The organism is Mycobacterium sp. IDUB_37 (assembly GCF_055419245.1).
This window is the reverse complement of the sequence record NZ_JBVAXG010000002.1, coordinates 20,280-43,016: the sequence shown is the minus strand read 5'-3', so window position 1 is coordinate 43,016 and position 22,737 is coordinate 20,280. Positions and strand designations below refer to the sequence as shown.

Genomic DNA, 22,737 nt, shown 5'->3' with positions numbered 1-22,737 from the left:
CAGCGCCCGTTTAAAATCACAAAGCTTTGATGCCGTTGTGAAGCACCATCAAACCGATGACAACCAGGACGACGGCAAGCATCGCGGCGTGGTTCTTCTCCATCCACTCCTTGAGTCGGGTCAGCGGTTGGTCGAGGCGTTCGCCGGCGAACACGTAGGCCAGGATCGGCAGCGCGACCGTCGACACGGACACGACGACGAACACCGCGGCGGAAACCCACTTGCCCGCGAGTTCGAGCCCGTTGCTGCCGATGGCCAGCCCGGCCCCTACGCACATCAGCGACACCTCGAGCCGCACGATCGTCAGAATCAGCGCAACCAGTCCGGCACGCACCGGTGTGATCGTGTCGAATGCCTTCATCCACCGCGGGGGCTCCGACGTGCGGTTTCGGGTGACCCATTGGTAAATGCCGTACAAGATCAGCGCCGAGCCCAGACCAACGCGCAACCAGGAAGCCCAGGCTGGCGGCGCCTTATGCAGACCGCCGAGCAGGCGGGAGGCCATCACGAAGGCCGCGGTCAGCGCGGTGATGCCCACCACCCAGCCGGCCAGGAACGACAGCCCTGCGGGACGGGGCTGCGGTGCGTGCAGAACCAGCACAGCCGGAATGATCGTCAGCGGCGAAACCGCGATAACCAGAGCCAGCGGAATGAGAGTGGTGAGTACGGCGGCCCAATTTCCTGTCACGGGCAGCAATTTTCGCACGTGTCGATCGCAAGCGCGGCTGTGGCGGTTGCAAGCGCGGCGCAGCCGGGTGCAGCAGGCCGCCACCCTCAGGCTGTGGCGGTTGCAAGCGCGGCGCAGCCGGGTGCAGCGGGTCGTCACACGGGCCGAGTGTGCGGCTGGCCGCGCACTCGGTGCCGAACGTGCGGCTGGGCGCACACTCGCGCGGGAGAATGGTTTCGCTGGTCCGCCGTGACCCGCCCAACCAGAGGGAGTCGTATCACGTGGCAATTCAGGTGCACCTGGGGCACATATTCCACCTGTCCGGTACGCCACTGGTAACCGAGGCGGCGCAGGCACTGGTGTCAATTCCGGACGGGGCGTTGGTGATTGGCGACGACGGTCGCATCGTGTACAGCGGCGAGCGGGCCGAAATCCCCGCGCAGTACCAATCCGCGCCGGTGTCCGATCACCGCCCGGGGTTCCTGTTGCCGGGATTCGTGGACACCCATGTGCACTTCCCGCAGACATATGCCGGCGCCTCCTACGGCGGTGGTCAACTGCTGGAGTGGCTGACGATGTGCATCTACCCGTCCGAATCTCGTTATGCTGAACCAGATTTCGCGCAGCGCGCGGCGGTCGCCTTCTGCGATCGGCGGATCGCGACGGGCACCACCGCGGCAATGGTCTTCGGCTCCGCATTTCCGCATGCGCAGGATTCGCTCTTTGCCGAGACGGAACGCCGCGGCCTGCGGGTAGTCAGCGGGCGCGGTATCCAGACGGGTGGCCCGGCGACGGCCGCGGCGCTGATTACCTCCGAGGACGATGCCATCCGACTGACCCGCGAAGAGATCGACAGGTGGCACGCGGCCGATACCGGCGACGTGCACACCGCGCGTTTGCATGTCGCAGTCGTTCCCCGATTCTCGTTGGCGGTCAGCACCCAGACCCTGAAAAGCCTCGGCGAACTCTATGAATCGGTGCGCGATCGGGGCGTGTACTTCCACAGCCACCTCAACGAGAACAACCGCCCCGGAACCGGCGAGGTCGACGAGACCAAAGATGCCTACCAGGTCAACTCCTACCTCGACACCTACGACGGCAAGTTCCTGCCTGGTTCGACCGTCGGCGGGGCGAGTCTGCTCGGTCGGCGCAGCATCATGGCGCACGCGGTGCACTGTCAGGATGCCGAACTCGATCGGATGGCCGAGACCGGAACCTCCATCGCACATTGCCCGATCTCCCAACAGTTCCTGGGGTCTGGCACCATGCCGTGGCTCCGCACCGTCGCTTCAGGGGTAAACATCTCTGCCGGAACGGATTTCGGCGGCGGAGACGAGTGGTTGATACCTCAGGTGGTCGCGGCGTCGTTCAAGGTGCACATCTCCGAACCGGGCGATGCGGGCGTCTCGATGCATCCCGCCGAGATGCTGTTTCTCGGCACCCTGGGCGGTGCACGCGCACTCGACATGGAGGACCGCTTCGGCAATTTCGACGTCGGCAAGGAGGCTGACTTCGTGGTCGTGGACCCGCGACGCACACCCGCGTTGGACGCCTCGCTGACCTACGGCGTGCGGTCCGAGGACCCTGCCATGGCGCGGGACCAGACGCTTTTCGGGTTGATGATGGGTATCCGCGAGACGTCTATCGCGGAGACTTACGTGCAGGGGCGCCGTCTGGAGTGATCAGTTCGTCCTTCTTGGCCTTTACCGGATCCGAACTGGGCGGCAGCTTGAGCAGGTTGCCGCGGAGGCTGCCCCGCGCGGTGCGCGCGGTGACCAGAATCCAGGTCAGCAGCAGGGCGACGTAGGCGATTGCGGCGGCGACCTTGAAGGCCGGCAGATGGGTGTGCGCAGCCAACTGTGAAGTGCCGGTGACGAAGGTGCCGACCGGGAAGGTGAGACTCCACCAGGTCAGTGCGAACGGCATGCCGCGCCGCAGCGTACGAACCGTGAGCGAGGTGGCCAGCGCGATCCACAGGACCGCGAAACCCCACACCGGCACCCCGAAGATGATGGAGAACATGTTCATCGCCTGCGCGAGTTGGTGATCGACGGCGCCGGTGGCCGCACCCGCGGCGAGAAGTCCTGCGGCCGTGATGGATTGGCCGAGCGGACCCAGCACGATCCACAGGGTCGGGACCCGCGCTGACCCGGAGGTGCCGTATAGCACCAACCTGCTCCAGATCATCGCGATGATGTTCAACGACGCCGCCAGCGAAAGACCGAACATCGCGTAACAGCCGAACAGCATGGTCTCGCGCCCGGTTCCCGCCGGCATGTGCGGCAGCAGCAACGCGCCCGTCGCAGCCGACACCATCGGCGGCACCACCGGCATCAGCCAGCCGCCGAAAGCCGCGTCGGGCTCGACATGCAGCTGGGTAAACATCAGGAACGGGATGCTGACGGCGGTGAACAAGCCGCCCAGCGTGCCCACCGTCCACAACACCCAGTCCAGGTCGACGGCAATGCGTTCCCCGATCAGGTCCCCGCCCACCAGCACACCACCGGCCCCGACGGTCATCAGTGCCATGGGCGCGGCGCCGTAGAAGTGCGCCATCTGCGGATTGCGGGCATGCGTGCGCGCCACCCTGGGGTTGCGCAGCCAGTGGCCGCCAACTAGAACAATCAGCACCACCAGCATGGCCGCAGCGAGCACCCAGACCCCGTGCGTGAACCCCCGCAGCCCTACTACGTGGACTGGCAAGGTCGCGCCGGCGATCGCCACGATCCCGGTGCCCATGACCGAGGCGAACCAGTTGGGTCCGATGTTGCCCAGTACCTCGACGCGCTTATGCGTGGACGACACGTCGTCTGGATCGGCTGTGGCCACAGCTGAGCAACCTACTGCGCTCGGACCCTCATTGGCGCAGCCGGTCGAAGATGTCGCGATAGTAGAGGTGCGCCAGGAAATGCCCGCCGGGCTTTACGTGCAAGGTGGCACCGGGAATTCGGTCGGCGAGCTGCTGTGGCCAGCTCGGATCGAGCAGCTGATCATCGGCTCCGGCCCACACATCGACCGGGACCTGGAGATCCTCCGGCTGGAACCCCCAGGGCCGCATCATCGCGTTGTAATCCTCGACGACCCCTTGTGGTTGCCGTAGCGCTTCGCGGGACATGCGGGCAAACGCCCGGTAACCCTGCTCCCGCAACACCGCGGCGTCAGCCGGGCCGAGGTCGAAAGCGGCCAGCATTCCGTACAGATCCGGTGCGATCGTCGCCGCCAACCCCATGGCCCGAAAGCATTGGCGCGCCAACCACGGTATGCGCCGGGACAACTCGACGCCGGCGCGGTCAATCACCGGCAGTGCGCCGAACACGCCCGGTTCGGTCAGCGGTAGCGCACCGGCGACGATGGCAAGCCGGGTCACCCGCGTGCGCAGCGCATGGGCGACGGCCGCCGCGTACGGGCCTCCCGCCGACCAACCCATCACAGCGAAGCGGGGTATCGACAGGCAATTGACCAGCTCACCAACATCGCTCGCCCAGTCCAGAATGGTTCGGCCCGGTTGCGGATCGGATCGCCCGATACCGGGCCTGTCGGGGGAAATCAGCCGCACCCCGCATTGCGCTGCCACCGACGCGGCGGCCTCGACGTCCAGTCGGCAGGCCAGACCTCCGTGCGCATTGATGACGGGGAATCCGTACTCATCGCCGTACTGCGCGTAACTCAGGGTGCGCCCATCTCGCAGGCCGGCCACGTGGTCGACGGACATGTGATCAACGTCCGCCGCAAAACCTCGTCGGCAAATTCGTCAATAACGTCGCGAACGTCGAAAAGAACGTGGCGCCGACCATGTCGAGATACCTCCGGGGAACCCGTCCGTCGGGCTACGCAAAATGGTGCGGTGCCCCAGCACGCACGTCAAGACCGGGTCGAATTCGCCTACACTGCGGCGAGGGGGTCCGGCCGCGGCGAGAGTGCCTTGCGAGACGAGGTTCGCATCCAATGAGTAGGCGATTAGTGATCGGCGCTGCCGTCCTTGCGGTAGTCGCGGCGCTCGCGATGCCGATCAAGCAGCGCTGCGGCGCGCCGGGCCGCACCTGCGCAAGTACGGTGGACGCCAGTGGCGATGTGCATTACTACTACGAAATTGAGCCATTCGGAGTTTTTCTCATCGAAAGCGTGGCCGGCTCCGACATCCCGTGGTTTTACACGTCTGGCGAGGAGATCGTGAAGGTCCGATGAACGTGCGTATAGCGGGTCTGGTCGCGGTGGCGGTAGCACTCGGCGGTTCCATCGCCGCGGTACCTGTCCCCGATGTTGCGCTGGTGACGGCCACCGAAAGCTTCTGTGGCGCGAGATACATGTGCCCCGCGGATCCTCCCACTGACGGCGGCGACCAGGCGACCGCGGAGCGCCGGGTCATCGACGGCTATGTCACCAAACAGGCGAGTTGCACACCCGAACTATCGGCCAATCCGCAGTCGGTTACCTGGGATCCGCCCGGCTTCACGCCCAGCACAGGGGGTTCGGGAAACATCCACGACGCCAATCCGCAGTTGGGCGGTCACTTCGTCGCCGACTACGTCAACGGTCGCTGGCACATCGACTATCAGTACTGCTGATCTCGTCAGCGGCAGGCTTGGGCCGCAAAGCGCACGGTCGTGGTCGACGGCGTGTTGAACTGGGAATCCAAAGTCAGCTCGGGCAGCACCGATTCATTGTCGAGACCGAAGCGCTTGAGATCGAGCAGGATCTGGACGGTGTCCGGGGTGGTCCGGTGAGCCCCGGTGTCGCGGTCCGGGCGCATCCGTTCCTCACCCGCGTTGTCGCCGTGGGTGCTGCTGATCGCGAGTTCGCTACTGTCCGGTTCGGGACCAAGCGTGGCGAACTTCTTGCCGTTGCTGGCGACGCTGTAGGTCAGGATGTAGCCGACCAGGCCCGTCGTGTGCGAGCCCGAAGGCGGTGGGGGCAGCGGCTGGGTGAATCGCACCACCAGCTCCAAGACGCTGCCCCTTGGATTGGTCGCCTGCACAGAGGACACGGTGAAGCTCTGCGGCGGTGTCGGCCCGGCCTCGACCTGGCAGCTCAGCTTTTTCGGTAGTGCGGCCCAGTCGTCCCGCGGCGACTCGGCCCACACCGCGAACCCCGCGCTCACCAGTGCCAGCACCACCGCGATCGGGAGCGCCAGTTTCAGCACCGTTGGCAGTGCGCCCCAGCTGTGGCGGAGACCGGTGGATGCGTCCGCACGTCGTTGCTTTGTCCAGTGCTCGCCATCCCAATAGCGCTGCCCCTCGGAACCACCGGGATCGAGGTACCAGCCTGCGGGCGGTGAAGTCGGCGCGGTCACGGCGTGTCCAGCGACTCGGGCAGGGCGTCGAGCACGTGCACCTTGTTGTCTTTCCACTGGAATCCCACGGTCGTCAGGGTGCCGTCGGTGCAGACGTCGCAACTCTGTCCGGACCGATAGGTGAGGACGACAACGTCGTCGGTGGACGCGGCCTCCACCAGATCGGTGAAAGGGAACGTCTTGGGCGTTGCAGTCCCGACGAAGCCGCCCCGATGGAACAACAGTGCCAGGTCCGATGAACTGCGGGTGGCGTCGGAAACGGTCAACACGACGGCTGAAAGATCCGCGCACGGCTTGTAGTTACTGGACTCCGGCTTGTGGTCCCACTGCTTGCTGGTCCTGCGGTCCGGGGGCACGGTGGCCAGCGCCGCGGATATCGCTGCCGCCTCGTCCGGTCCACATGGGGTGGCCGGGGGGTTGCCGACGGGAGACGTCGTGGACGGCTTAGAGGATGGCTCAGCCGACACCGTTGTCTTCGGTGCGGCCGAGTTCGTCGGCGCACGATCCCGATCCCTGCCGGCAAACACGAACCCGGCCACCGCGCCTATGCACAGCAGCACCACCAGGGCTGTGACCAACCAGGTGATACGGCCGGAGCCCGGCGACGGGAGAGGCGCGGCGGAGGACCCAGGGGTACCTTCTCCGTCGGATGTCTCACACGCCGGCGGTGGCCAGTCGGGATCGATGTCGTCGGAAACCATCCCTGATGAAGACCCTTCCAATACGGTCCCGAACCAGTCTCATAACGGCAACAGGAGCTCCCCTGGACCTGGCGAGCTTGGCGCATTGTAGCTAAACGCGCTGGTAGCGGCAATTTAGCAACGCTGACTCGAGCTTCACACCCAGGTGAATCTGCCCACATCAGCAGGTTTTTATTACGGGCTTTGCAGCAAGCTACCGCATACTAGACGGCATGCGTCGAACGACTTCACCGCAAACCGCCGGCCGCGTGTCGGCCGGTGAGCCGGTGATCGGTCGGTTCTGCTGATGGCGCGTACCGGAGGCGCTCACCGCCTTCAAAAGACTCAGCGTGCCGTTAAGCAACCGTCGCAGTTGCGCAAACGGGTCTCGCGCGCCTTCATGGCGCTGGTCTCGGCGGTCGCCGTCGGAATGACCGGCGCGGGCTACTGGGTTGCGCATGGCGCGCTTGCCGGCATCACGATTTCCCAAGCCCTGACCGCCGAGGATCCGCGGTCCAGCGGCAACAACATGAACATCCTGCTGATCGGGCTGGACTCCCGCAGAGACCAGGAGGGCAACGACCTGCCCTGGTCCGTCCTGAAGCATCTGCATGCGGGCGATTCCGACCAGGGCGGCTACAACACCAACACCCTGATCCTCGTGCACGTGAGTGCCGACGGAAAGGTCGTCGCGTTCTCGATTCCCCGCGACGACTGGGTGCCCTTCACCGGCGTACCGGGCTACAACCACATCAAGATCAAGGAGGCGTACGGACTCACCAAGCAGTACGTCGCCAACCAGCTCGCCAACCAGGGCGTGAGCTCGCAGCGGGAACTCGAGGCCAGGGGACGCGAAGCCGGCCGGGCCGCCACCCTGCGCGCGGTCCGCAGCCTGACCGGCGTCCCTATCGACTACTTCGCCGAAGTCAACCTGGCCGGCTTCTACGACCTGGCCCAGACTCTGGGCGGCGTCGAGGTTTGCCTGAACCACCCCGTCGAGGACTCCTACTCCGGGGCCGACTTCCCGGCCGGACGCCAGCGGCTGGACGCGTCGCAGGCACTGTCGTTCGTGCGGCAGCGGCACGGTCTGGACAACGGTGACCTGGACCGCACCCACCGGCAGCAGGCCTTCCTGTCGTCGGTCATGCATGAGCTTCAAGACTCGGGCACCTTCACCAACCTGGACCGGCTCAACAGCCTGATGGCCGTGGCGCGTAAGGACGTGGTGCTGTCCGCCGGATGGGACGAGAGCCTGTTCCGCCGGATGGGCGACCTAGCGGGCGGCAACCTGGAGTTCCGGACGCTGCCCGTGGTGCGCTACGACAACATCGACGGGCAGGACGTCAATATCGTTGACGCCGCCGCCATCAAGGCCGAGGTCGCGGCGGCACTCGGTGCGTCCGCGCCGTCGGCGGCACCGAGCACGACGAGTGCGAAGCCGAGCCCGTCGACCGTGGTCGATGTCGTCAACGCCGGCAGCATCAGCGGCATGGCCACCCAGCTGTCCAGCGCGCTGAAAAGGCGCGGCTTCACCGCGGGACAGGTCCGTGACCGCGAATCGGGCGAGCCCGCCTCCAACACCATCCAGTACGGCGCGGGCGCGGAGAACGATGCGCAGAACGTCGCCGCGGTGCTTGGAATCGACAACGCCAAGCCTGATGCCAGCCTGGCGCCGGGGCACATCCGAGTGACCGTGGATACCAACTTCGCGTTGCCCGCCGCAGAAGAGACCACGACCACCACCACAACCACGACGACAACAACGACGACTCCGACGACGACCACTTCGGACAAGACGAACGGCTACTACTACAACGGCGCCTTCACGCCGTACCCGACGCCGGATCAGGGCAAGCCGATCGACGGCGGCGGAGTGCCCTGCGTCAACTGACTCGCCGGTCGACGCTAGCCCGACTACAGCGACCCGCTGAGCCCCATGAGTCCCACAGGTATCCAAAAGCGGACCATTAGACGATCCCGAAATGCGCTATCACCGGCGATATCATCAGGCGTCTCCGAGCGGTGATATCGCAGGCGATAGCGCATTCGAGACTCGGCGCTTGGTCGCCTTCTTGCGACGGATGTGACGACCGTGACCCCATGGCGGCGACCCGCTGCTAGGCGTGCGTTCCGCCGTCGATGCGGATCTCGGTCCCGGTGATGAACTTGCCATCCTCGGACAACAGCATCGCGATGACACCGGCGATCACCGAGGGATCCGCCATCCCGGCGCCGCTGGACACCTCGGTGGTGGGCAGGATCGGCATCAGCCGGGAGAACAGCGTCCAGTTGGCGTCTTTGGGGATGTAGCCACCGGTCGCTTCGGTGATTCCGGATTTGATGCTTCCCGGCGCCACGCAGACGGCGCGTAGACCGGCACTCGCATATTCCAGAGCCAGGGAGTGCGTGAAGGCCTGCACGCCGCCCTTGCTGGCGGCGTAGGCCGCCATGTACGGATGGGCGAAGCTGGCCGAGGTGGAGCTGAAGTTCACTACGGTGCTGCGCTCATTCTCGAGCAGCGCCGGCAACGCCTCGCGGACCACCAGGAAGGTGCCGGTGAGGTTGACCGTGATGATCTGGTTCCACAGCTCCAGGCCGGTCTGGTGCGTGTGCGCGGCCCTCAGGATTCCGGCGGCGTTGACCAGCGAATCCAGTCCGCCGAGCGTCTCGACGGCGCGGCGCACCCCATCGACGACCGATGGCTCGTCGGCGACGTTGATCTCGCAGCTGGTGAACCGGTCGCCGGCAGCTGCCTTGTCGTGGGTCGCGGCCAGGCCGTCGGCGGCGATGTCGGCACCCACCACCGACGCACCCTCGTCCAGTAGCCGTAGCGCGGTCGACTGACCGATTCCTGACCCGGCGCCGGTCACCAGGATTCGCTGGCCTTCAAGTCGCTTCATCGCAACTCCCCTGTCTTACGCGCGTCTTGTCTCGCGGGTCCGATCGCGAGCGTAACGGGTACGCCAGAGGAGTCGCCGTGCTCCTTGATTAACCGCTTAGTTGGTGCGGGTGGTCACGTCGGCAGAGAACGAATCGACGCCCAGGCCCACGCCACCGCGCCACGGCTCGAACCCGGCCTGGATGCTGGTCAGGTACCAGGTGTCGTTGACCGGCAGCGTACTGATGCTGTCGGTGTGGTCGACGAAGTCCATCACGTCGAAGGTCCACACCTCGATCGGTTCGTTGGCGACATACGACGTCACGGTGTTGGACCCGTTGCTGCCGGTCCAGAGCGTGAAGTTCTTTCCGGCCACCGTGACATTGCCGGTGGGGGATCCGATGGGCTGGATCGGGCCCTGCTTGTTCATCCAGATCATGATCTCGTGATCGTTGTTGCCGGTAGTGGTGTAGCTGGAGTCCAGCCAGATGTCGTAGGAAGCGTTGTAGATGCTGTTGCTGGTGGTGCCGTAGTTGTAGTCGATGCTGGTCATCGCGGTGTCGATGGTGTTGAGCCGGATGGGCAGGTTCGTGCCGGTCGACGCGTTGCCGTAGTGCACGCCCTCATAGATCGAGGGGTAGCCCAGCGGGGCACCGTTGGTGGGTGCCGAGCCGTTCATCTGGGTGATGGTGAAGCCCCCCGTGGGGTTGACGGTCAGGACCGAACCGCCCGGGTTGTTCCACGCGTTGTTCTGCACCACGTAGCCGCCATTGACCGTGGTCGACCCGTACTGGGTCGAGATGACCGTGCTACCGGGCGGCGGGTTGGTCGGTGGAGTCGTGGGCGGGTTGGTCGGCGGCGTCGTGGGCGGCTCGACGGTGACGGGGTTGCCATTGACCAGGGGGTTCGTCGGTGGCGAGAAGTTGCCGGTGTGTGAGGCGTTGAAGCCGACCTCGACCGACGTGCCGGGAGCGATGGTGCCGTTGTAGCTCGTCGGGGTCACGGTGTACTGCGTGCCGTTCTGAGTGAACTGGCCGCCCCAGAGATTGGTGACAGTCGACCCGGTCGGCATGCCGAACTGCAGCTGCCAGTTGGTGATCGGGGTCGCCGTGGAGTTGGTGATCGTGTACTTGCCGGTGTAGCCGCCGTTCCACTGCGACCCTGTCGAGTACGTGGCGGAAAGCCCGGTCGTCGGGGTGGTGGGCGGGTTGGTGGGCGGGTTCGTCGGCGGGTTCGTCGGGGGATTCTCAGGCGGAGTCGTCGGGTCACTCGTTGACTGCTGGCTACCGGGCGCCGGCCTGCCGGTCAGCAGGCTCACAATGCCTTGCAGTTGGCTCTGCACCTGTCGCTCCACGTTGCGCAGCGACAACGAGATTGCCGTTTCTGCATTGGCATACCACTGCCCACCCGCGCTCAGCGTCTGCACGAATTGGGCCTGGTACCCGGCGACCTGCACGCTCAGCGCTTGATACTCCTTGGCCTGCAGATTGAACAGCCTGGTGATGGCGGCCGACACTTCGTCGGCGGCAGCGGCGGCGATCCCGGTGGTCGGTGCCGCGGCGGCGGCGTTCGCGGCCCACAGCGTTGAGCCGATCTCAGCGACATCCGTCGCCGTCGTCGCTAGTGCGCCGGTCTCGACGAGTACGTAAGACATTCGTAAGTCCTTAGATCACGAAACGATATGTGCCATATAACGGGCAGATATCGAGCGGATAATGAACATTTCGCGGGCGACGTTATCACCGCTGCGATGCGTTCGGAGACCGAATCAATGTCCCATTCACGAAAACGTTATGAATTCTGCCGTGTCAAATAATTTGACAATCGCCGTTCAAATAACTTGATATTGATTGTAAATCTAAATTACCGCGCTGAATCAATCGATACTTAGATCAACACAATAATTGGAGATTTATTTGAGTTCAATTAGACCACGCCGCGCAACGCGTCGGCACCCAATGCGGGTTCCAGCATGGCGGTGAAGTCCGGTCCCCGACGCAGCATCTGACCACCGTCGCAGTTGATGACCTGGCCGGTGATGAAACTGGCAGCGTCGCTGAGCAGGAACATCGCAAGATTGGCGACGTCCTCCACCTCGCCCTGCCTCGGCAGCGGCGTGGATATCGCATAGTCGGAACTCAGCTCGGGAGATTCGGTGATCGGCAGGACCATTTCGGTGCGGATCAGACCCGGGCGAATGCTGTTGAACCGCACCCACGAGGCTCCAAGCTCATCAGCGGCCAGCTGGATCAGGTGATCTACCGCGGACTTCGTCACGCCGTATGGGCCGAACCAGCGGTGGGTGTTACTGGCGGCGATCGACGAGATCGCGACGAACGAACCGCCTCCGCCGCGCACCATCTCCCGGGCGGCATGCTTGAGCAGGTACATGGTGCCGTTGACGTTCAGGTCGACCGTGCGGCGCCACCCGTCAGAATCCATTTGGGTAATCGGTCCGATGGTTAGCGAACCACCGGCACAATGAACCACCCCGTCCAGGCGACCGTGCCACGCCGTCGCCGCATCGACCGCCCGGGTGACTTCGTCTTCATTGACGACGTCAGCGGGTTCGTAGCGGACCGAGCCGGAAACTTGCAGGCCCTCGATCTCTTCGACGGTTGCCGCCAGGCGGTCGGCATTGCGACCCAGGATCATGACGGACGCGCCAGCCGATGCCAGTCCGGTCGCCACTCCCTTGCCGATACCGCTACCGCCACCGGAGACCAGATATGTCCGGTCCTGGAATGAAAGCTGCACAATGGCCTCCCGGGCATTCCCGCCCTCGAAAATCAGAGTCAAAACTAGAACAGGTTCTACCTATAGCACCTTTACGTCACGGCGTATCGCGGCGGGCGACTTTGGTCGGCCTGGCGGTGCGCCAATCCTCGACGTCGGGCGGCAGGCCGACTGGGAATCTGTTCTCGTTGTGGGCTGCCCAGTGGGCGTGCCCCAGTTCGTGGATGTGGAACGCATGCCGCAGCGCTTCGGTGAATCCCATCGCGTCCGAGGCGGCGTTGACCGATGCCTTGACCAACAGGGCGGCCATCGTCGGACGCTCGGCGATGCGCCGCGCGAACTCCAGCGTCTTGTCGTCCAGTTCGTCGACCGGAAAGACCTTGGACACCATGCCCAGCCGATAGGCCTCGTCGGCATCCAGCGAATCACCGGTCAACAGCAGCTCTTTGGCCTTGCGAGCGCCGAATTCCCAAGGGTGAGCATAATATTCGACGCCAGGCATGCCCAGCCGCACGGCCACCACATCGCTGAACTTCGCATTGTCGGCCGCCACGATCAGGTCACACGCCCAGATCAGCATCAGACCCGCCGAGATCGCGTTGCCCTGCACCTGCGCAATGGTGATCTTGCGAAGGTCGCGCCAGCGGCGGGTGTTCTCGAAGAAGTAGTGCCATTCCTGGTGGTACAGCTTTTCGACGATCGGTTCCAGGGTCGCGCCGTGCGAGCGGAAGGTCGGGTGCTGGGTCGGTCCGGGCTTTCGCTCTGCCAGCGCCGCTTCCGACCCAAGATCATGGCCGGCCGAGAAGTTGCGGCCGCGTGCGCCCAGAATCACCACCCGAACGGTGTCGTCCGCTTCGGCGCGGGAGAACGCTTCGTCGAGCTGCACCAGCAAGCCCCGGTTCTGCGCGTTGTGCTCGGCGGGCCGGTTCAGCCAGATCCGAGCGATACGCCCGTCGTCGACGGTTTCGTAAGCCACGAACTCAGGAGCGACCCCCTGGTCCTCGTCGGCTGCGGCGTTGCTCTGATCGGAAATTGTCATTCCGCCCACCTCACTTGTCCCGGGCTTGGTCTTTACACATTACGGCCATTGTGTAAGCGGCCCATCCCTGGGTAGCCGGTGGGTTGCCGCCACCAATTGCGACCGCCTACAAGAAGGTCGGCACCCATCATGCGAATGAGGCGGACCTGGGACGAAGTGCGGCCCAGCTTGGCTTAGAGTTAAGGAATGCCCACTAAAACGGACCATGGTGATATCGGCGACGTGGAACCGCTGGCCGACAGTACCGCGAGTCAGGCCAGGCGCGTGGTCGCCGCGTACGCGACCGACGCCGATGAATGTCGTGTCTTCTTGTCCATGCTCGGTATTGGTCCGGCGAAGCACGAGAGCTAGTGGCTCCCCGGGGTAGTCGCACCTCGAAGACATCACAGTCCGAGGAGGCGGGGGACTCCGATTTCGTCGTCGTCGCCAATCGACTGCCAGTCGATATGGAGCGACATGCCGACGGCACCACTTCCTGGAAACGCAGCCCTGGCGGTCTGGTAACGGCGCTAGAGCCGCTGCTGCGAAAGCGTCGCGGTGCCTGGATCGGCTGGCCGGGCCTCGTCATTGATGAGTCGAACCTCTCGAGCGCAGATACGGAACCCATAGTTCAGGACGATCTGACCCTGCATCCTGTCTGGCTCAGCGCTGAGGATGTCGCCGAGTATTACGAGGGCTTCTCGAACGCCACGCTGTGGCCGCTGTATCACGACGTCATCGTCAAGCCGATCTATCACCGCAAGTGGTGGGACCGCTATGTCGACGTCAACCGCCGGTTCGCTGAAGCCACGTCACGCGCCGCCGCCAAAGGCGGGACGGTCTGGGTGCAGGACTACCAGCTGCAGCTGGTACCGAAGATGCTTCGCACCCTGCGGCCGGACCTGACCATCGGGTTCTTCCTGCACATTCCGTTCCCCCCAGTGGAGCTGTTCCGCCAGCTGCCGTGGCGCACCGAGATTGTCGAGGGCCTGCTGGGTGCCGACCTGGTCGGATTCCATCTGGCCGGCGGTGCCCAGAATTTCCTGGTCCTGTCCAGGCAACTGCTGGACGCCGAAACCTCGCGCGGGTCGGTCGGAGTGCGGTCGAAATTCGGTGAAGTCGAATACGACTCACGCAAAGTCAAGGTCGGCGCGTTCCCCATCTCCATCGACTCCGGCGAGCTCGACCAGGCCGCCCGCGACCGCGACATTCGGCGCCGGGCCCGCGAGATCCGATCAGAGCTGGGCAACCCGCGCAAGGTCCTGCTCGGCGTCGACCGGCTTGACTACACCAAGGGCATCGACGTACGGCTGAAGGCCTTCAACGAGCTGCTCGAAGAGGGCCGGGCCAAACGCGACGACACCGTGCTGATCCAGCTGGCCACACCCAGCCGGGAACGCGTCGACAGCTACAAGACTCTGCGTAACGACATCGAACGCCAGGTCGGCCACATCAACGGCGAGTACGCCGAAGTCGCCCACCCCGTGGTGCATTACCTGCACCGGCCGGTCCCCCGCGACGAACTCATCGCCTTCTTTGTCGCCAGTGACGTCATGCTGGTCACGCCGCTGCGCGACGGGATGAATCTGGTGGCCAAGGAGTACGTCGCCTGCCGCAGCGACCTGGGCGGCGCCCTGGTGCTGTCCGAATTCACTGGCGCCGCAGCCGAACTCCGTCAGTCCTACCTGGTCAATCCGCACGACCTCGCGGGCGTCAAGGATGCGATCGAGGCAGCGCTGAACCAGTCGGAGGAGGAGGGCCGGCGAAGGATGCGCGCGATGCGCCGCCAGGTGCTCGTCCACGATGTCGACCGCTGGGCCCGGGCGTTTCTCGATGCGCTCGCCGAAGCCCATCCGCAGCGGTAGACCAGTCGCGATCGCAAGCGCGGCGGAGCCGGGCGCAGCGGGTCGCGACCATTGCACCAGTCGCGATCGCAAGCGCGGCGGAGCCGGGCGCAGCGGGTCGCGACCAGTGGACCAGTCCGGGCAAGGCATGGTTTTCGCGTCGAATCGCTGTGATACTCAGTTGCAGCGTTTGGGCAGTGCAGGAAGGTCCCATAAAGGAGGACGCGTGAAGATCCGTCGCGGGCTGGCCGCTGGCGCGGTCATCAGCACAGCTGTTGCGGCAGCGGTGGTGTTCGAATCGAGTGAGCCCGCACATGCGGTCGCTCCCCCACCGGACGGCACCTATACGGTCCACATCGCCGGTGCCACGGGTGCCACCTGGACCATCACCGCGCTGTGCGACCAGGTCAACGGAAGCCGTTATTACAAGGACTACGACAACCCGGACATCATGGCGGATTTCTGTTCCCTGAACGTCGTCAGCGCCACGCCGTATGCCGCAATCACGCGCGCCGACCGACTGCAGAACTTCAGCGGCAGGGCCCGTCTGTCAGGCGGCCTGTGGACCTTCCAGGTGAAGAAGTCTGAGGGATTGGCTTGTCCCGGCGGCAGTTTCGCAGAAACCCAAGACACCTACGCGTTCGATAACGGGACCTTCGCCGGCACGCACACCACATTGAACAGCGCGATATGCGGCGCGCAGCCCGACATGAAGAAGGAACCGTTCTCGCTGGCGCTCATCGGCCCGCCGCCGTCTCCGATCGAGCGGTATCCGTTGCAGTGCAACGACCTTGCGATGTGCTTCTAGTCGAGGCGCGTCAGACTAGCCTTTTCGGTTGAGGGCCGTCACGCTGGCGTGACGCTCGGTAAGCAGGGGGTGCCCTCAGCGCGGCGTCAGACTAGATGGGCGTGATGTAGGCGATCAGCCACTTGCCGCCGATGCGCTTGAAGTCGACCCGCAGTCGGCTGCCGTCATAGAGGGGCTGGCGGGCCTTGTCGGTGACCGTGCGGTTCATGTACACCATCACCGTCGCCGAATTCCGTTTGGCGGTCATGACTCCCACGCCGACGACGTTGGCCTGGACCACCACCTCGCGCTTCTTGGCCTCCGGAATGATCTGCGCGTTGGCGCTCTTCTGGAACTCGGCGCGGTAGTCCGGTGTCAGTAGCGGATATGCCTCGCTCAGGCTGCGTTCAACGGTCTGGTAGTCGTATCCGAAGACTTGGGGTATTTCCTTAGCGGCCAGTTGCGGCAACACGGCACGCGCCTGCTCGGCGCCCCGCGCTTCAACACGGTCCCAATAGAAATAGCCACCCACCGCCGACAACGCGACGATGGCGGCGATCGCCAGGCTTCCGGCGACGGTGAACAGCCACCGCAGCCATCGCATCAGTTACCCCCGTCTGGATATTTCAGGTCGTAAGCGGTCATGTGACCGGCGTCGTCCTCGTGCACGATGACCCGCAGTCGGTACGGCATGGACGGCTTGTTGGTGCCGTCCATATCGGCGACCGTGACGCGCACCGATACCAGCACGGAACCGTTGTCGCTGACCTCGTCGATACTCTCCAGCGCGGCACCGTTGATGACGGCCTCGGACGTGGAATTGGTCTTGCGGAACAACGCCTTGAGGTTGCCGACGTTTTCGCCGGCGCTCAACATGCCGCGCAGCGGGCCGCTGGTGCCGTTCACGAACCGGTTGACGGACTCGTCGATGTTTTCCTGGGTGTAGCTGAACATGTTGACGACCGTCTGCGAGGCGGTGTCGACGAAACGCTGGTCGCGGGCCTGCACTGCCTTCTCATGCCGGTGCTGCTGGATCAACAGCACGACGCCCGCGCTCAACAGCCCGAGCAGCACCACCGCGACCCCCAGCGAGATCCACGCCACCAGAGCCCGGTGGGCGGGTCGTCGTGGTGGCGGACGCAGTGGCGTCAAGGGTTTCGCCGGCTTCGACGGCTCGGCCGCCTTTTTGGCCTTGGACTTGCCTTTGGACTTGGACTTGGCCTTGGCCTTGGTTGTGCCCGCGCCTTTGGCTTTGACGACGCTTACCTTCTCGGCAACCCCAGCTGCCTCGGCGGCTTCGGCCGCTTCGGTCACTGAAGCGACGTCGGGTTCGGGTTTCGGCGGACCCGCCGCACGCGAAGCCCGCCGGCGCACGCGTTGCGTGCTCGACTGCTGTTCTGCCACTACTTATCCATTGAACGAGGTCATCAAACGGTTGCTCGTGATCCTTTACAGCGCCTTGGGAGCGAGCATCAGGTCTACCCAGTTCTCCGCACTGGAAGTTCCGGTGATGCCGGACGCGAAGATACCAGTGCCACCAGCCGGGTCCTTGAAGATCCCGGTTGACGGGTCGTAGGTGGTGTAGGCCGCACCGCTTGCCTGCGGTTCCGGGCCGATACCGACCGGCGGCGGCGGGGGTGGCAGGTACTTCGGGAACGGGATCTGCGGCGGCACCGGCGGAACCCCCGGCGGCATCCACGACGGGTTGCCCGGTGGCGGTCCGCTGTCGTTGGGCGGCGGCGGGTCGTATACCGGTTGGTGCGGCGCCGGACCGGGACCCGGCGTCACGCCGGGTGGGGGCGGTCCCACGATCGGGATGCCCGGGTCGGGATCGGCTCCCGGTGGAATGTACGGGAAGTGGTTCGGCGGCAACGCATTCAGCCCGTTGGTCATCGGCGTGCCGTACGGGATCGGCGGCCCACGCCACGGGTTGTTGCCGGTCGGGACGTAACCCTTGGGGTCGCGGCACAGCTGAATTGTGGGTGCCCGCTTGCCGGGGAATTCCTGGCACGGGTAGTTGCGGGCACCGCGCACTGCAGTCGGGTCGTTCGGTGCGACCTTGCAATACATGTCCCGTGGTAGCTCACGCACCGTCTCATCGGCCGGCGAGCGCATCAACGGCGGCGGCAGGAATCCGGTGTTGCACGGCGGCGGGTCGTTGAGGTCGAGCTTGAAGTCCAGCTTGGCGCCTTCATCCTGGGGTGCGCCGCCGGCCGCGGTGGTGATGGCGGCGAACAGAGCGGGGAAGGTGACCAGGAGTTGCTCGATCGACTTGTGATAGATCACGCCGACCCGGCCCAGATTGGCCATGCTGGCGGCCAACATCGGGAAGTTGGGGCGAATGCCGGAGAACGCGGTGCTCGCCTCGTCGATCGCGTCGGGCGCGGTGGCCAGGGTGTTGCGCAGTTGGGGGTCGGCCTGGCGCACCTCGGAGGTGAACCGGGCCAGCCCGTCCGACAGCGACTTGATGTCGTTGCCGGCCCGGATCTGGGCCTGCAGGAACGGGCCCGCCTGATCGATGAGCTGCGAGACCTTCGGGTAGTTCACGTTGGCCTCGTCGACCAGTAGCCGCGCCGACTCGAAGGTCCGGGCCAGTTCCGGGCCGGTGCCGTTGGTCGCGGTGAAAGCCGCGTGCAGCAGTTCCTTGAGCTTGGTGTCACCGATGCTGTTGACCAGCGTCTCGGCCTTGTTCAGCAGATCCGCCACGTCCTGGCCGATGCGGGTGTTGGCGCGGTCGATCTTGGATCCGTCGCGCAGCTTGCCCGGCGCCGCGGTCGCCGGTGGCACCAGGTCGATGTACTGCTCCCCGATCGCCGACACGCTCTTGACGGTGGCGACGACGTTGGAAGGGATCGGAGTGCCGCTGTTCAACCGCATCTCGGCGGTGACCCCGGAGGGGTTCAGCTCCACCGAATCGACCCGGCCGACCGCGACCCCCCGGTAGGTGACGTTGGCGTTCTTGTACAGGCCACCGCCTGCGACGAAATCGGCACTGGCAGTGTAGGTTCCGATGCCGAATGTAGCCGGCAGACGCAGATAGAAGATGCCCATCACGGTCAGCGTGATGATGGTGATCACAGCGAAGATCGAGAGCTGGATCTTGGTAAGTCTGTCGATCATTTCCCCGCCTCTACTGTGACGCCGTGCCGGGCGGAATCTTGAACGGGTCGGCGGCCTGCCCAGACAGGTTTGCCAGCGATCCGATCAGGAAGTCGGGCGGGTTGAGGACATCGGCCATGTGCATCATGTTCGGGTCGAGCGCATACGACGAGGTGAAGAACGTCTCTCCGATGCGGCGCAGCGTCAGATCGAAGGTGGTGAACACGTTCATGTAGTCACCGCGGATCAACTGCTTGATACCGAAGTTGGGGAACGGGAACGTCAGCATGATCTGCAGCGAGGTGACGAAGTTCTTCCTGCTGTCGTTGAGTTCCTTGACCACCGAGTACAGGTCCTTGAGATCGGCGGCGAAGTCGACCTTGGTCTGGGACAGCACGTTCGATGTCACCATCGCCAGCCTCTTGAGCGAGGAGAACGCTTCGACGATGTGGTCGCGGTTCTTGTTCAGCACGCGTACCGCGTCCGGCAGCGAGTCCAGGGCGCGGCCCAGGTTGTCCTTATCGCGGGCAAGGATTGCCGAGAAGCGGTCCAATCCCTCCATCGCGGAGATGATGTCGTTGACCTGCTTGTTCAGCCCGTTGGTCAGCTCCGCGAGCCTGGGAAGGAGGTCAGCGAACTGACCCTGCCGGCCGGCCACGGCCCGGTACGTCTCGTCGGTGATCTCTTCCAGCGCACCGACATTGCCCTTATTGACCACCACGCCGAGCGCTGAGAAAACCTCTTCGGTGGTCGGGAAGCGGCCGGTGTTGGCCTCGGTGATCCGCGACCCTTCGACCAGTTTGTTCTTCGACGGCGGGCCCTTGGGCGGGTCCAACTCGATGTGCAGCGATCCCAGCAGCGAGGTCTGCGAGACGCGCGCGACCGAGTTCGCGGGCACCTGCACGTTCTTGTCCAGCGCCAGTTTCACTGCGGCATAGAACGATCCGTCGGCGCGCTGCTCTGCCGCGATTCCGGAGACACTGCCGACGGTGACGTCGTCGACCGTGACCGGCGAGTTCTGCGGCAGCGTCGCCACGTCCGGCAATTCCACGGTGATCTGGAACGATCCGCCGCCGTGCCCGGCGGTGCCCGGCAACGACAGTGAGTTCAGGCCGCCGAAGGAACAACCGGCCAGCACGGTGCTACTGGCGGCAAATATGCTGGCGCGCAACAAGATTCGTTTCATCTGCCGGCTCCTTGCTCGGCAGGCAACGGACCGACGGGGCCGGGCAGCGGAACGGGTGCCGGTCCTGGGCCGGCCGCCGGAGCCGCCGCCGGGCCGGGACCTGGTGCGGGACCCGGCGCGGGACCGAATCCGGGCGGTGAGCCGGGGCCTGGCCCGGGAGCCGCCGGGACCAACAGGCTCTGCAGGTCGGTGGTGTTGCTTGGCGACGTCTGGCCCGAACCTTTGGCGGGAATCCAGGTCAGCTCGGGGACCGGTGTCTCCGACTTCGCCTGGGTGGCCGGGGTGTCGTAGATGATCTGTCCCTTGTACGCCGTGATGGTGTTGAGCGGGTGGAACATGATCGGCGGGTAGTTCACGGTGAGTCGGCGCAGCACCGGTCCCAACCGTTCGCGGCAGATCTCGGCGCGGCGGAAGTAGTCGGGCCCCGAGGGGCCGCCGGCGGTGTCGAAAGAACCACCGCAGATGAACTGCACCGGGTTCTGGAAGTTCGGCAGCGACAGCAGTCCGTTGAGGGTGCCCTGCGCAGGGTCGTAGATGTTGTAGAAGTTGGCGATACCCGGGCCGGCCACGTGCAGCACCTGCTCGATGTTGTCGCTCTGGTCGCTCAACGTCGAGGTGAGAGTGCTGAGCTGATTGACGGTCTCGATCAGCGTCGAGTTGTTCTCGTGCAGGAAGCCCCGGACGTCCGACAGCGCCTGGTTCAGCGAGCCCAGCGTGTTATCAAGATTGCGGGAGCTGTTCGCCAGCACCTGTGACACCGATGCCACGTGTCCAGCGAATTGGACGATCTGCTCGTTGCTCTGCGACAGCGCGTCAACGAGGACCTGCAGATTCTTGACCGTCCCGAAGAGGTCGCTGCGCGAATCCCCCAGTCGTCCCGCAACTTGGGAGAGTTCGATCAGTGCGCTGTGGAAGGATTCGCCGTTGCCGTCGAGGGTGTTGGCTGCCTGGTTGATCGCGGCGCCCAGCGGTCCCTGTATCTCCCCGGCCGACGGGCTCAGCGTCACCGACAGCTGGGTGAGCGCCTCTTTTACTTCGTCCCATTCCACCGGGACTGCGGTGCGCGCCAACTCGATGGTTCCGCCGTCAGGCAGTGAAGCGCCGCCGCTGTACGTCGGGGTGAGCTGAATGAACCGGGCCGCCACCAGGTTCGGCGACATGATGACTGCCTTGACGTCCTTGGGCAGCTTGACGTCGTCGCTGACGGTGAAGGTGATCTTGACGTCGGACACCCGCGGTTCGATCGACTCGATCTCGCCGACCGGGACACCCAGGACGCGGACCTGGTCGCCGGGATAGAGGCCGACCGCAGAGGTGAAGTATGCGGTGACCTTACGACCGCTGTTCCCCGCGGAGAACAGCACGTAAGCACCACCGACCAGCGCCGCGACCAGCGCGACGATGGCGATCGTGCGCAGACCTTTGCTGCCGAACTTCTTGGGTGCCTGCTGGGGTTCAGTCGTCATGTCGCCTCGATCAATCCGACTTCGGCCTGATGATCCAGCGCTCTTGGATATTCCCGCGCAGGTAGTCGGCGAGGCTCTGGGGCAGCTTGCCGGGCTGGTACACCAAGTCGAACATCGCACCCACCAGCGGCGCTGGGATGGCACCGAAGACGTTGACATTGAAGCCGGGCCCGGAGCCGACCACCTCGCCCAGCGATGTCGCGTAGGGCGGCAACCGTTTCAGCGCCTCGGTGATGTAGTCCTTGCGGTCGTTGAGGTTGCTGATGACATCGTTCAGCTTGTTCAGGGCGGGGCCGAACTCCTTGCGGTTGTCGGCAACGAAGCCGGAAAGCTGCGCCGACAGGTCGGAGATGCCGGCGACCAGTGAACTCAGCGCGGCGCGCCGCTCGTCGAGTGCGGCGAACAGCTGATTGCCGTCGTTGACCAGTTTGTTGACCTGACCGGCACGGTCGGACAACGCCGCGGTCACCGACTTGGCATGGGCCAGCAGGCCTTGCAGTGCTTCGTCACGGCTGTTCAGAGTGCGCGACAGCGAGGTCACGCCGTCCAGGGCACCGCGCAGGCCCGGGGTCGCGTCGTGCAGCGTGTCGGTCAGTACCCTCAACGCCTGCTCGAACTGCGGCTTGTTGAGGTTGTTGGCATTCTGGCCCAGGTCTTCGAGAGCGCCGGCCAGCGTGTAAGGAGTTGTGGTGCGACTCAACGGAATTGACGTCACATGTCCGGTCCCGGCCGGGCTGATGGAGATGGAGCGCTCGCCCAGGATGGTGTCGGTCCGGATCGCAGCCAGCGACTGGTCACCGACGACGACGTGGCGGTCGACGTTGAAACGGATCCTGGCGGTGTCGCCGGCCAGACTGACGTCGGCCACTTTGCCCACCTTGACGCCCGCGACCAGGATGGAGTTGCCGGGTGAAATGCCGCCCGCGTCACTGAAGTAGGCCTCGTAGTCGTTGCCCTGAGGGTAGAACGGCAGGCTGGCATAGCCGAACGCGATCAGTACGACGCACGTCACCACGACCAGGCCGATAATGCCGACGCGAAGCGGATCGGGCGCTCCGCGATTTATCTTCCCGGTACCTGGACTCT

At 64.8% G+C, this 22,737-nt stretch carries 22 protein-coding genes; 7 read left to right on the top strand and 15 right to left on the bottom strand.

All coding sequences use genetic code 11. The annotated features are described in order from the left end of the window. Positions 1–16: 16 nt before the first annotated feature. Entirely contained in the window at positions 17–688 is a 672-nt protein-coding gene (locus ACZY1I_RS06710) for a GAP family protein (protein ID WP_463753582.1), read from the bottom strand. A gap of 260 nt (positions 689–948) precedes the next feature. Here ACZY1I_RS06710 and ACZY1I_RS06705 point away from each other — a divergent pair, with 260 nt between their 5' ends. Further along, entirely contained in the window at positions 949–2,349 is a 1,401-nt protein-coding gene (locus tag ACZY1I_RS06705) for a guanine deaminase (protein WP_463753581.1), read from the top strand. Here the strand turns inward: ACZY1I_RS06705 and ACZY1I_RS06700 are convergent. Beyond that, the gene (locus ACZY1I_RS06700) at positions 2,309–3,496 is read right to left on the bottom strand and encodes a TDT family transporter (protein ID WP_463753580.1); all 1,188 of its coding nucleotides are present in this window, start codon (positions 3,494–3,496) and stop codon (positions 2,309–2,311) included. The two genes, ACZY1I_RS06705 and ACZY1I_RS06700, sit on opposite strands and share 41 nt — an antisense overlap. 28 nt (positions 3,497–3,524) lie before the next feature. Further along, entirely contained in the window at positions 3,525–4,379 is an 855-nt protein-coding gene (locus tag ACZY1I_RS06695; protein WP_463753579.1) for an alpha/beta fold hydrolase, read from the bottom strand. A 233-nt stretch (positions 4,380–4,612) separates the two neighbouring features. Here ACZY1I_RS06695 and ACZY1I_RS06690 point away from each other — a divergent pair, with 233 nt between their 5' ends. Together ACZY1I_RS06690 and ACZY1I_RS06685 are read left to right on the top strand one after the other, a co-directional pair. Next, the gene (locus tag ACZY1I_RS06690) at positions 4,613–4,852 is read left to right on the top strand and encodes a hypothetical protein (protein ID WP_463753578.1); all 240 of its coding nucleotides are present in this window, start codon (positions 4,613–4,615) and stop codon (positions 4,850–4,852) included. Next, on the top strand, positions 4,849–5,232 hold the full coding sequence (locus ACZY1I_RS06685; RefSeq protein ID WP_463753577.1) for an integrase: 384 nt from the start codon (positions 4,849–4,851) through the stop codon (positions 5,230–5,232). Before ACZY1I_RS06690 ends, ACZY1I_RS06685 begins: the two co-directional genes overlap by 4 nt. A 5-nt stretch (positions 5,233–5,237) precedes the next feature. Here the strand turns inward: ACZY1I_RS06685 and ACZY1I_RS06680 are convergent, their stop codons facing one another. Together ACZY1I_RS06680 and ACZY1I_RS06675 are read right to left on the bottom strand one after the other, a co-directional pair. Further along, entirely contained in the window at positions 5,238–5,957 is a 720-nt protein-coding gene (locus ACZY1I_RS06680) for a DUF2510 domain-containing protein (protein WP_463753576.1), read from the bottom strand. Next, positions 5,954–6,658 carry an LppP/LprE family lipoprotein gene (locus tag ACZY1I_RS06675; RefSeq protein WP_463753575.1) on the bottom strand — a complete coding sequence of 235 codons (705 nt, stop codon included), beginning with the start codon at positions 6,656–6,658 and terminating at the stop codon, positions 5,954–5,956. The genes ACZY1I_RS06680 and ACZY1I_RS06675 overlap by 4 nt, the downstream gene beginning before the upstream one ends. Positions 6,659–6,944: 286 nt before the next feature. Between ACZY1I_RS06675 and ACZY1I_RS06670 the strand changes: the two genes are divergently transcribed. After that, positions 6,945–8,528, top strand: coding sequence for an LCP family protein (locus ACZY1I_RS06670; RefSeq protein ID WP_463753574.1), 1,584 nt, complete (start codon positions 6,945–6,947; stop codon positions 8,526–8,528). Between the two features lie 226 nt (positions 8,529–8,754). On the opposite strand, the gene ACZY1I_RS06665 is transcribed toward ACZY1I_RS06670, so the two are convergent. The 4 genes from ACZY1I_RS06665 to ACZY1I_RS06650 form a co-directional block, all read right to left on the bottom strand. Continuing rightward, positions 8,755–9,537 (bottom strand): SDR family NAD(P)-dependent oxidoreductase, encoded by a 783-nt coding sequence (locus ACZY1I_RS06665; protein ID WP_463753573.1) that lies wholly within the window; start codon positions 9,535–9,537, stop codon positions 8,755–8,757. Positions 9,538–9,633: 96 nt separating this feature from the next. Continuing rightward, a complete protein-coding gene (locus tag ACZY1I_RS06660) occupies positions 9,634–11,169 on the bottom strand; it encodes a GH12 family glycosyl hydrolase domain-containing protein (protein ID WP_463753572.1) in 1,536 nt (511 codons plus the stop codon). 272 nt (positions 11,170–11,441) lie between these two features. Further along, a complete protein-coding gene (locus ACZY1I_RS06655; protein WP_463753571.1) occupies positions 11,442–12,272 on the bottom strand; it encodes an SDR family oxidoreductase in 831 nt (276 codons plus the stop codon). 76 nt (positions 12,273–12,348) lie between these two features. Further along, a complete protein-coding gene (locus tag ACZY1I_RS06650; RefSeq protein ID WP_463753570.1) occupies positions 12,349–13,290 on the bottom strand; it encodes an enoyl-CoA hydratase in 942 nt (313 codons plus the stop codon). A gap of 186 nt (positions 13,291–13,476) precedes the next feature. Here ACZY1I_RS06650 and ACZY1I_RS06645 point away from each other — a divergent pair, with 186 nt between their 5' ends. From ACZY1I_RS06645 to ACZY1I_RS06635, 3 genes are all read left to right on the top strand, one after another. Further along, entirely contained in the window at positions 13,477–13,641 is a 165-nt protein-coding gene (locus ACZY1I_RS06645; RefSeq protein WP_463753569.1) for a hypothetical protein, read from the top strand. Continuing rightward, complete coding sequence (locus tag ACZY1I_RS06640) at positions 13,641–15,134, top strand: alpha,alpha-trehalose-phosphate synthase (UDP-forming) (protein WP_463753568.1); 1,494 nt, start codon at positions 13,641–13,643, stop codon at positions 15,132–15,134. Before ACZY1I_RS06645 ends, ACZY1I_RS06640 begins: the two co-directional genes overlap by 1 nt. 205 nt (positions 15,135–15,339) lie before the next feature. Further along, a complete protein-coding gene (locus ACZY1I_RS06635) occupies positions 15,340–15,921 on the top strand; it encodes a hypothetical protein (RefSeq protein ID WP_463753567.1) in 582 nt (193 codons plus the stop codon). A 91-nt stretch (positions 15,922–16,012) separates the two neighbouring features. On the opposite strand, the gene ACZY1I_RS06630 is transcribed toward ACZY1I_RS06635, so the two are convergent. From ACZY1I_RS06630 to ACZY1I_RS06605, 6 genes are read right to left on the bottom strand one after another with little or no spacing between them, the layout of a single operon-like run. Next, entirely contained in the window at positions 16,013–16,495 is a 483-nt protein-coding gene (locus ACZY1I_RS06630; protein WP_463754317.1) for a mammalian cell entry protein, read from the bottom strand. Between the two features lie 8 nt (positions 16,496–16,503). After that, a complete protein-coding gene (locus tag ACZY1I_RS06625) occupies positions 16,504–17,304 on the bottom strand; it encodes a mammalian cell entry protein (protein WP_463753566.1) in 801 nt (266 codons plus the stop codon). Positions 17,305–17,349: 45 nt separating this feature from the next. Next, positions 17,350–19,020, bottom strand: coding sequence for a virulence factor Mce family protein (locus tag ACZY1I_RS06620; protein ID WP_463753565.1), 1,671 nt, complete (start codon positions 19,018–19,020; stop codon positions 17,350–17,352). A 10-nt stretch (positions 19,021–19,030) separates the two neighbouring features. Beyond that, positions 19,031–20,185: a virulence factor Mce family protein gene (locus ACZY1I_RS06615; RefSeq protein WP_463753564.1), complete on the bottom strand. Its 1,155-nt coding sequence runs from the start codon at positions 20,183–20,185 to the stop codon at positions 19,031–19,033. After that, on the bottom strand, positions 20,182–21,651 hold the full coding sequence (locus ACZY1I_RS06610; protein WP_463753563.1) for a virulence factor Mce family protein: 1,470 nt from the start codon (positions 21,649–21,651) through the stop codon (positions 20,182–20,184). The genes ACZY1I_RS06615 and ACZY1I_RS06610 overlap by 4 nt, the downstream gene beginning before the upstream one ends. A 10-nt stretch (positions 21,652–21,661) precedes the next feature. After that, entirely contained in the window at positions 21,662–22,717 is a 1,056-nt protein-coding gene (locus tag ACZY1I_RS06605) for a virulence factor Mce family protein (RefSeq protein WP_463754316.1), read from the bottom strand. Positions 22,718–22,737: the final 20 nt, after the last annotated feature.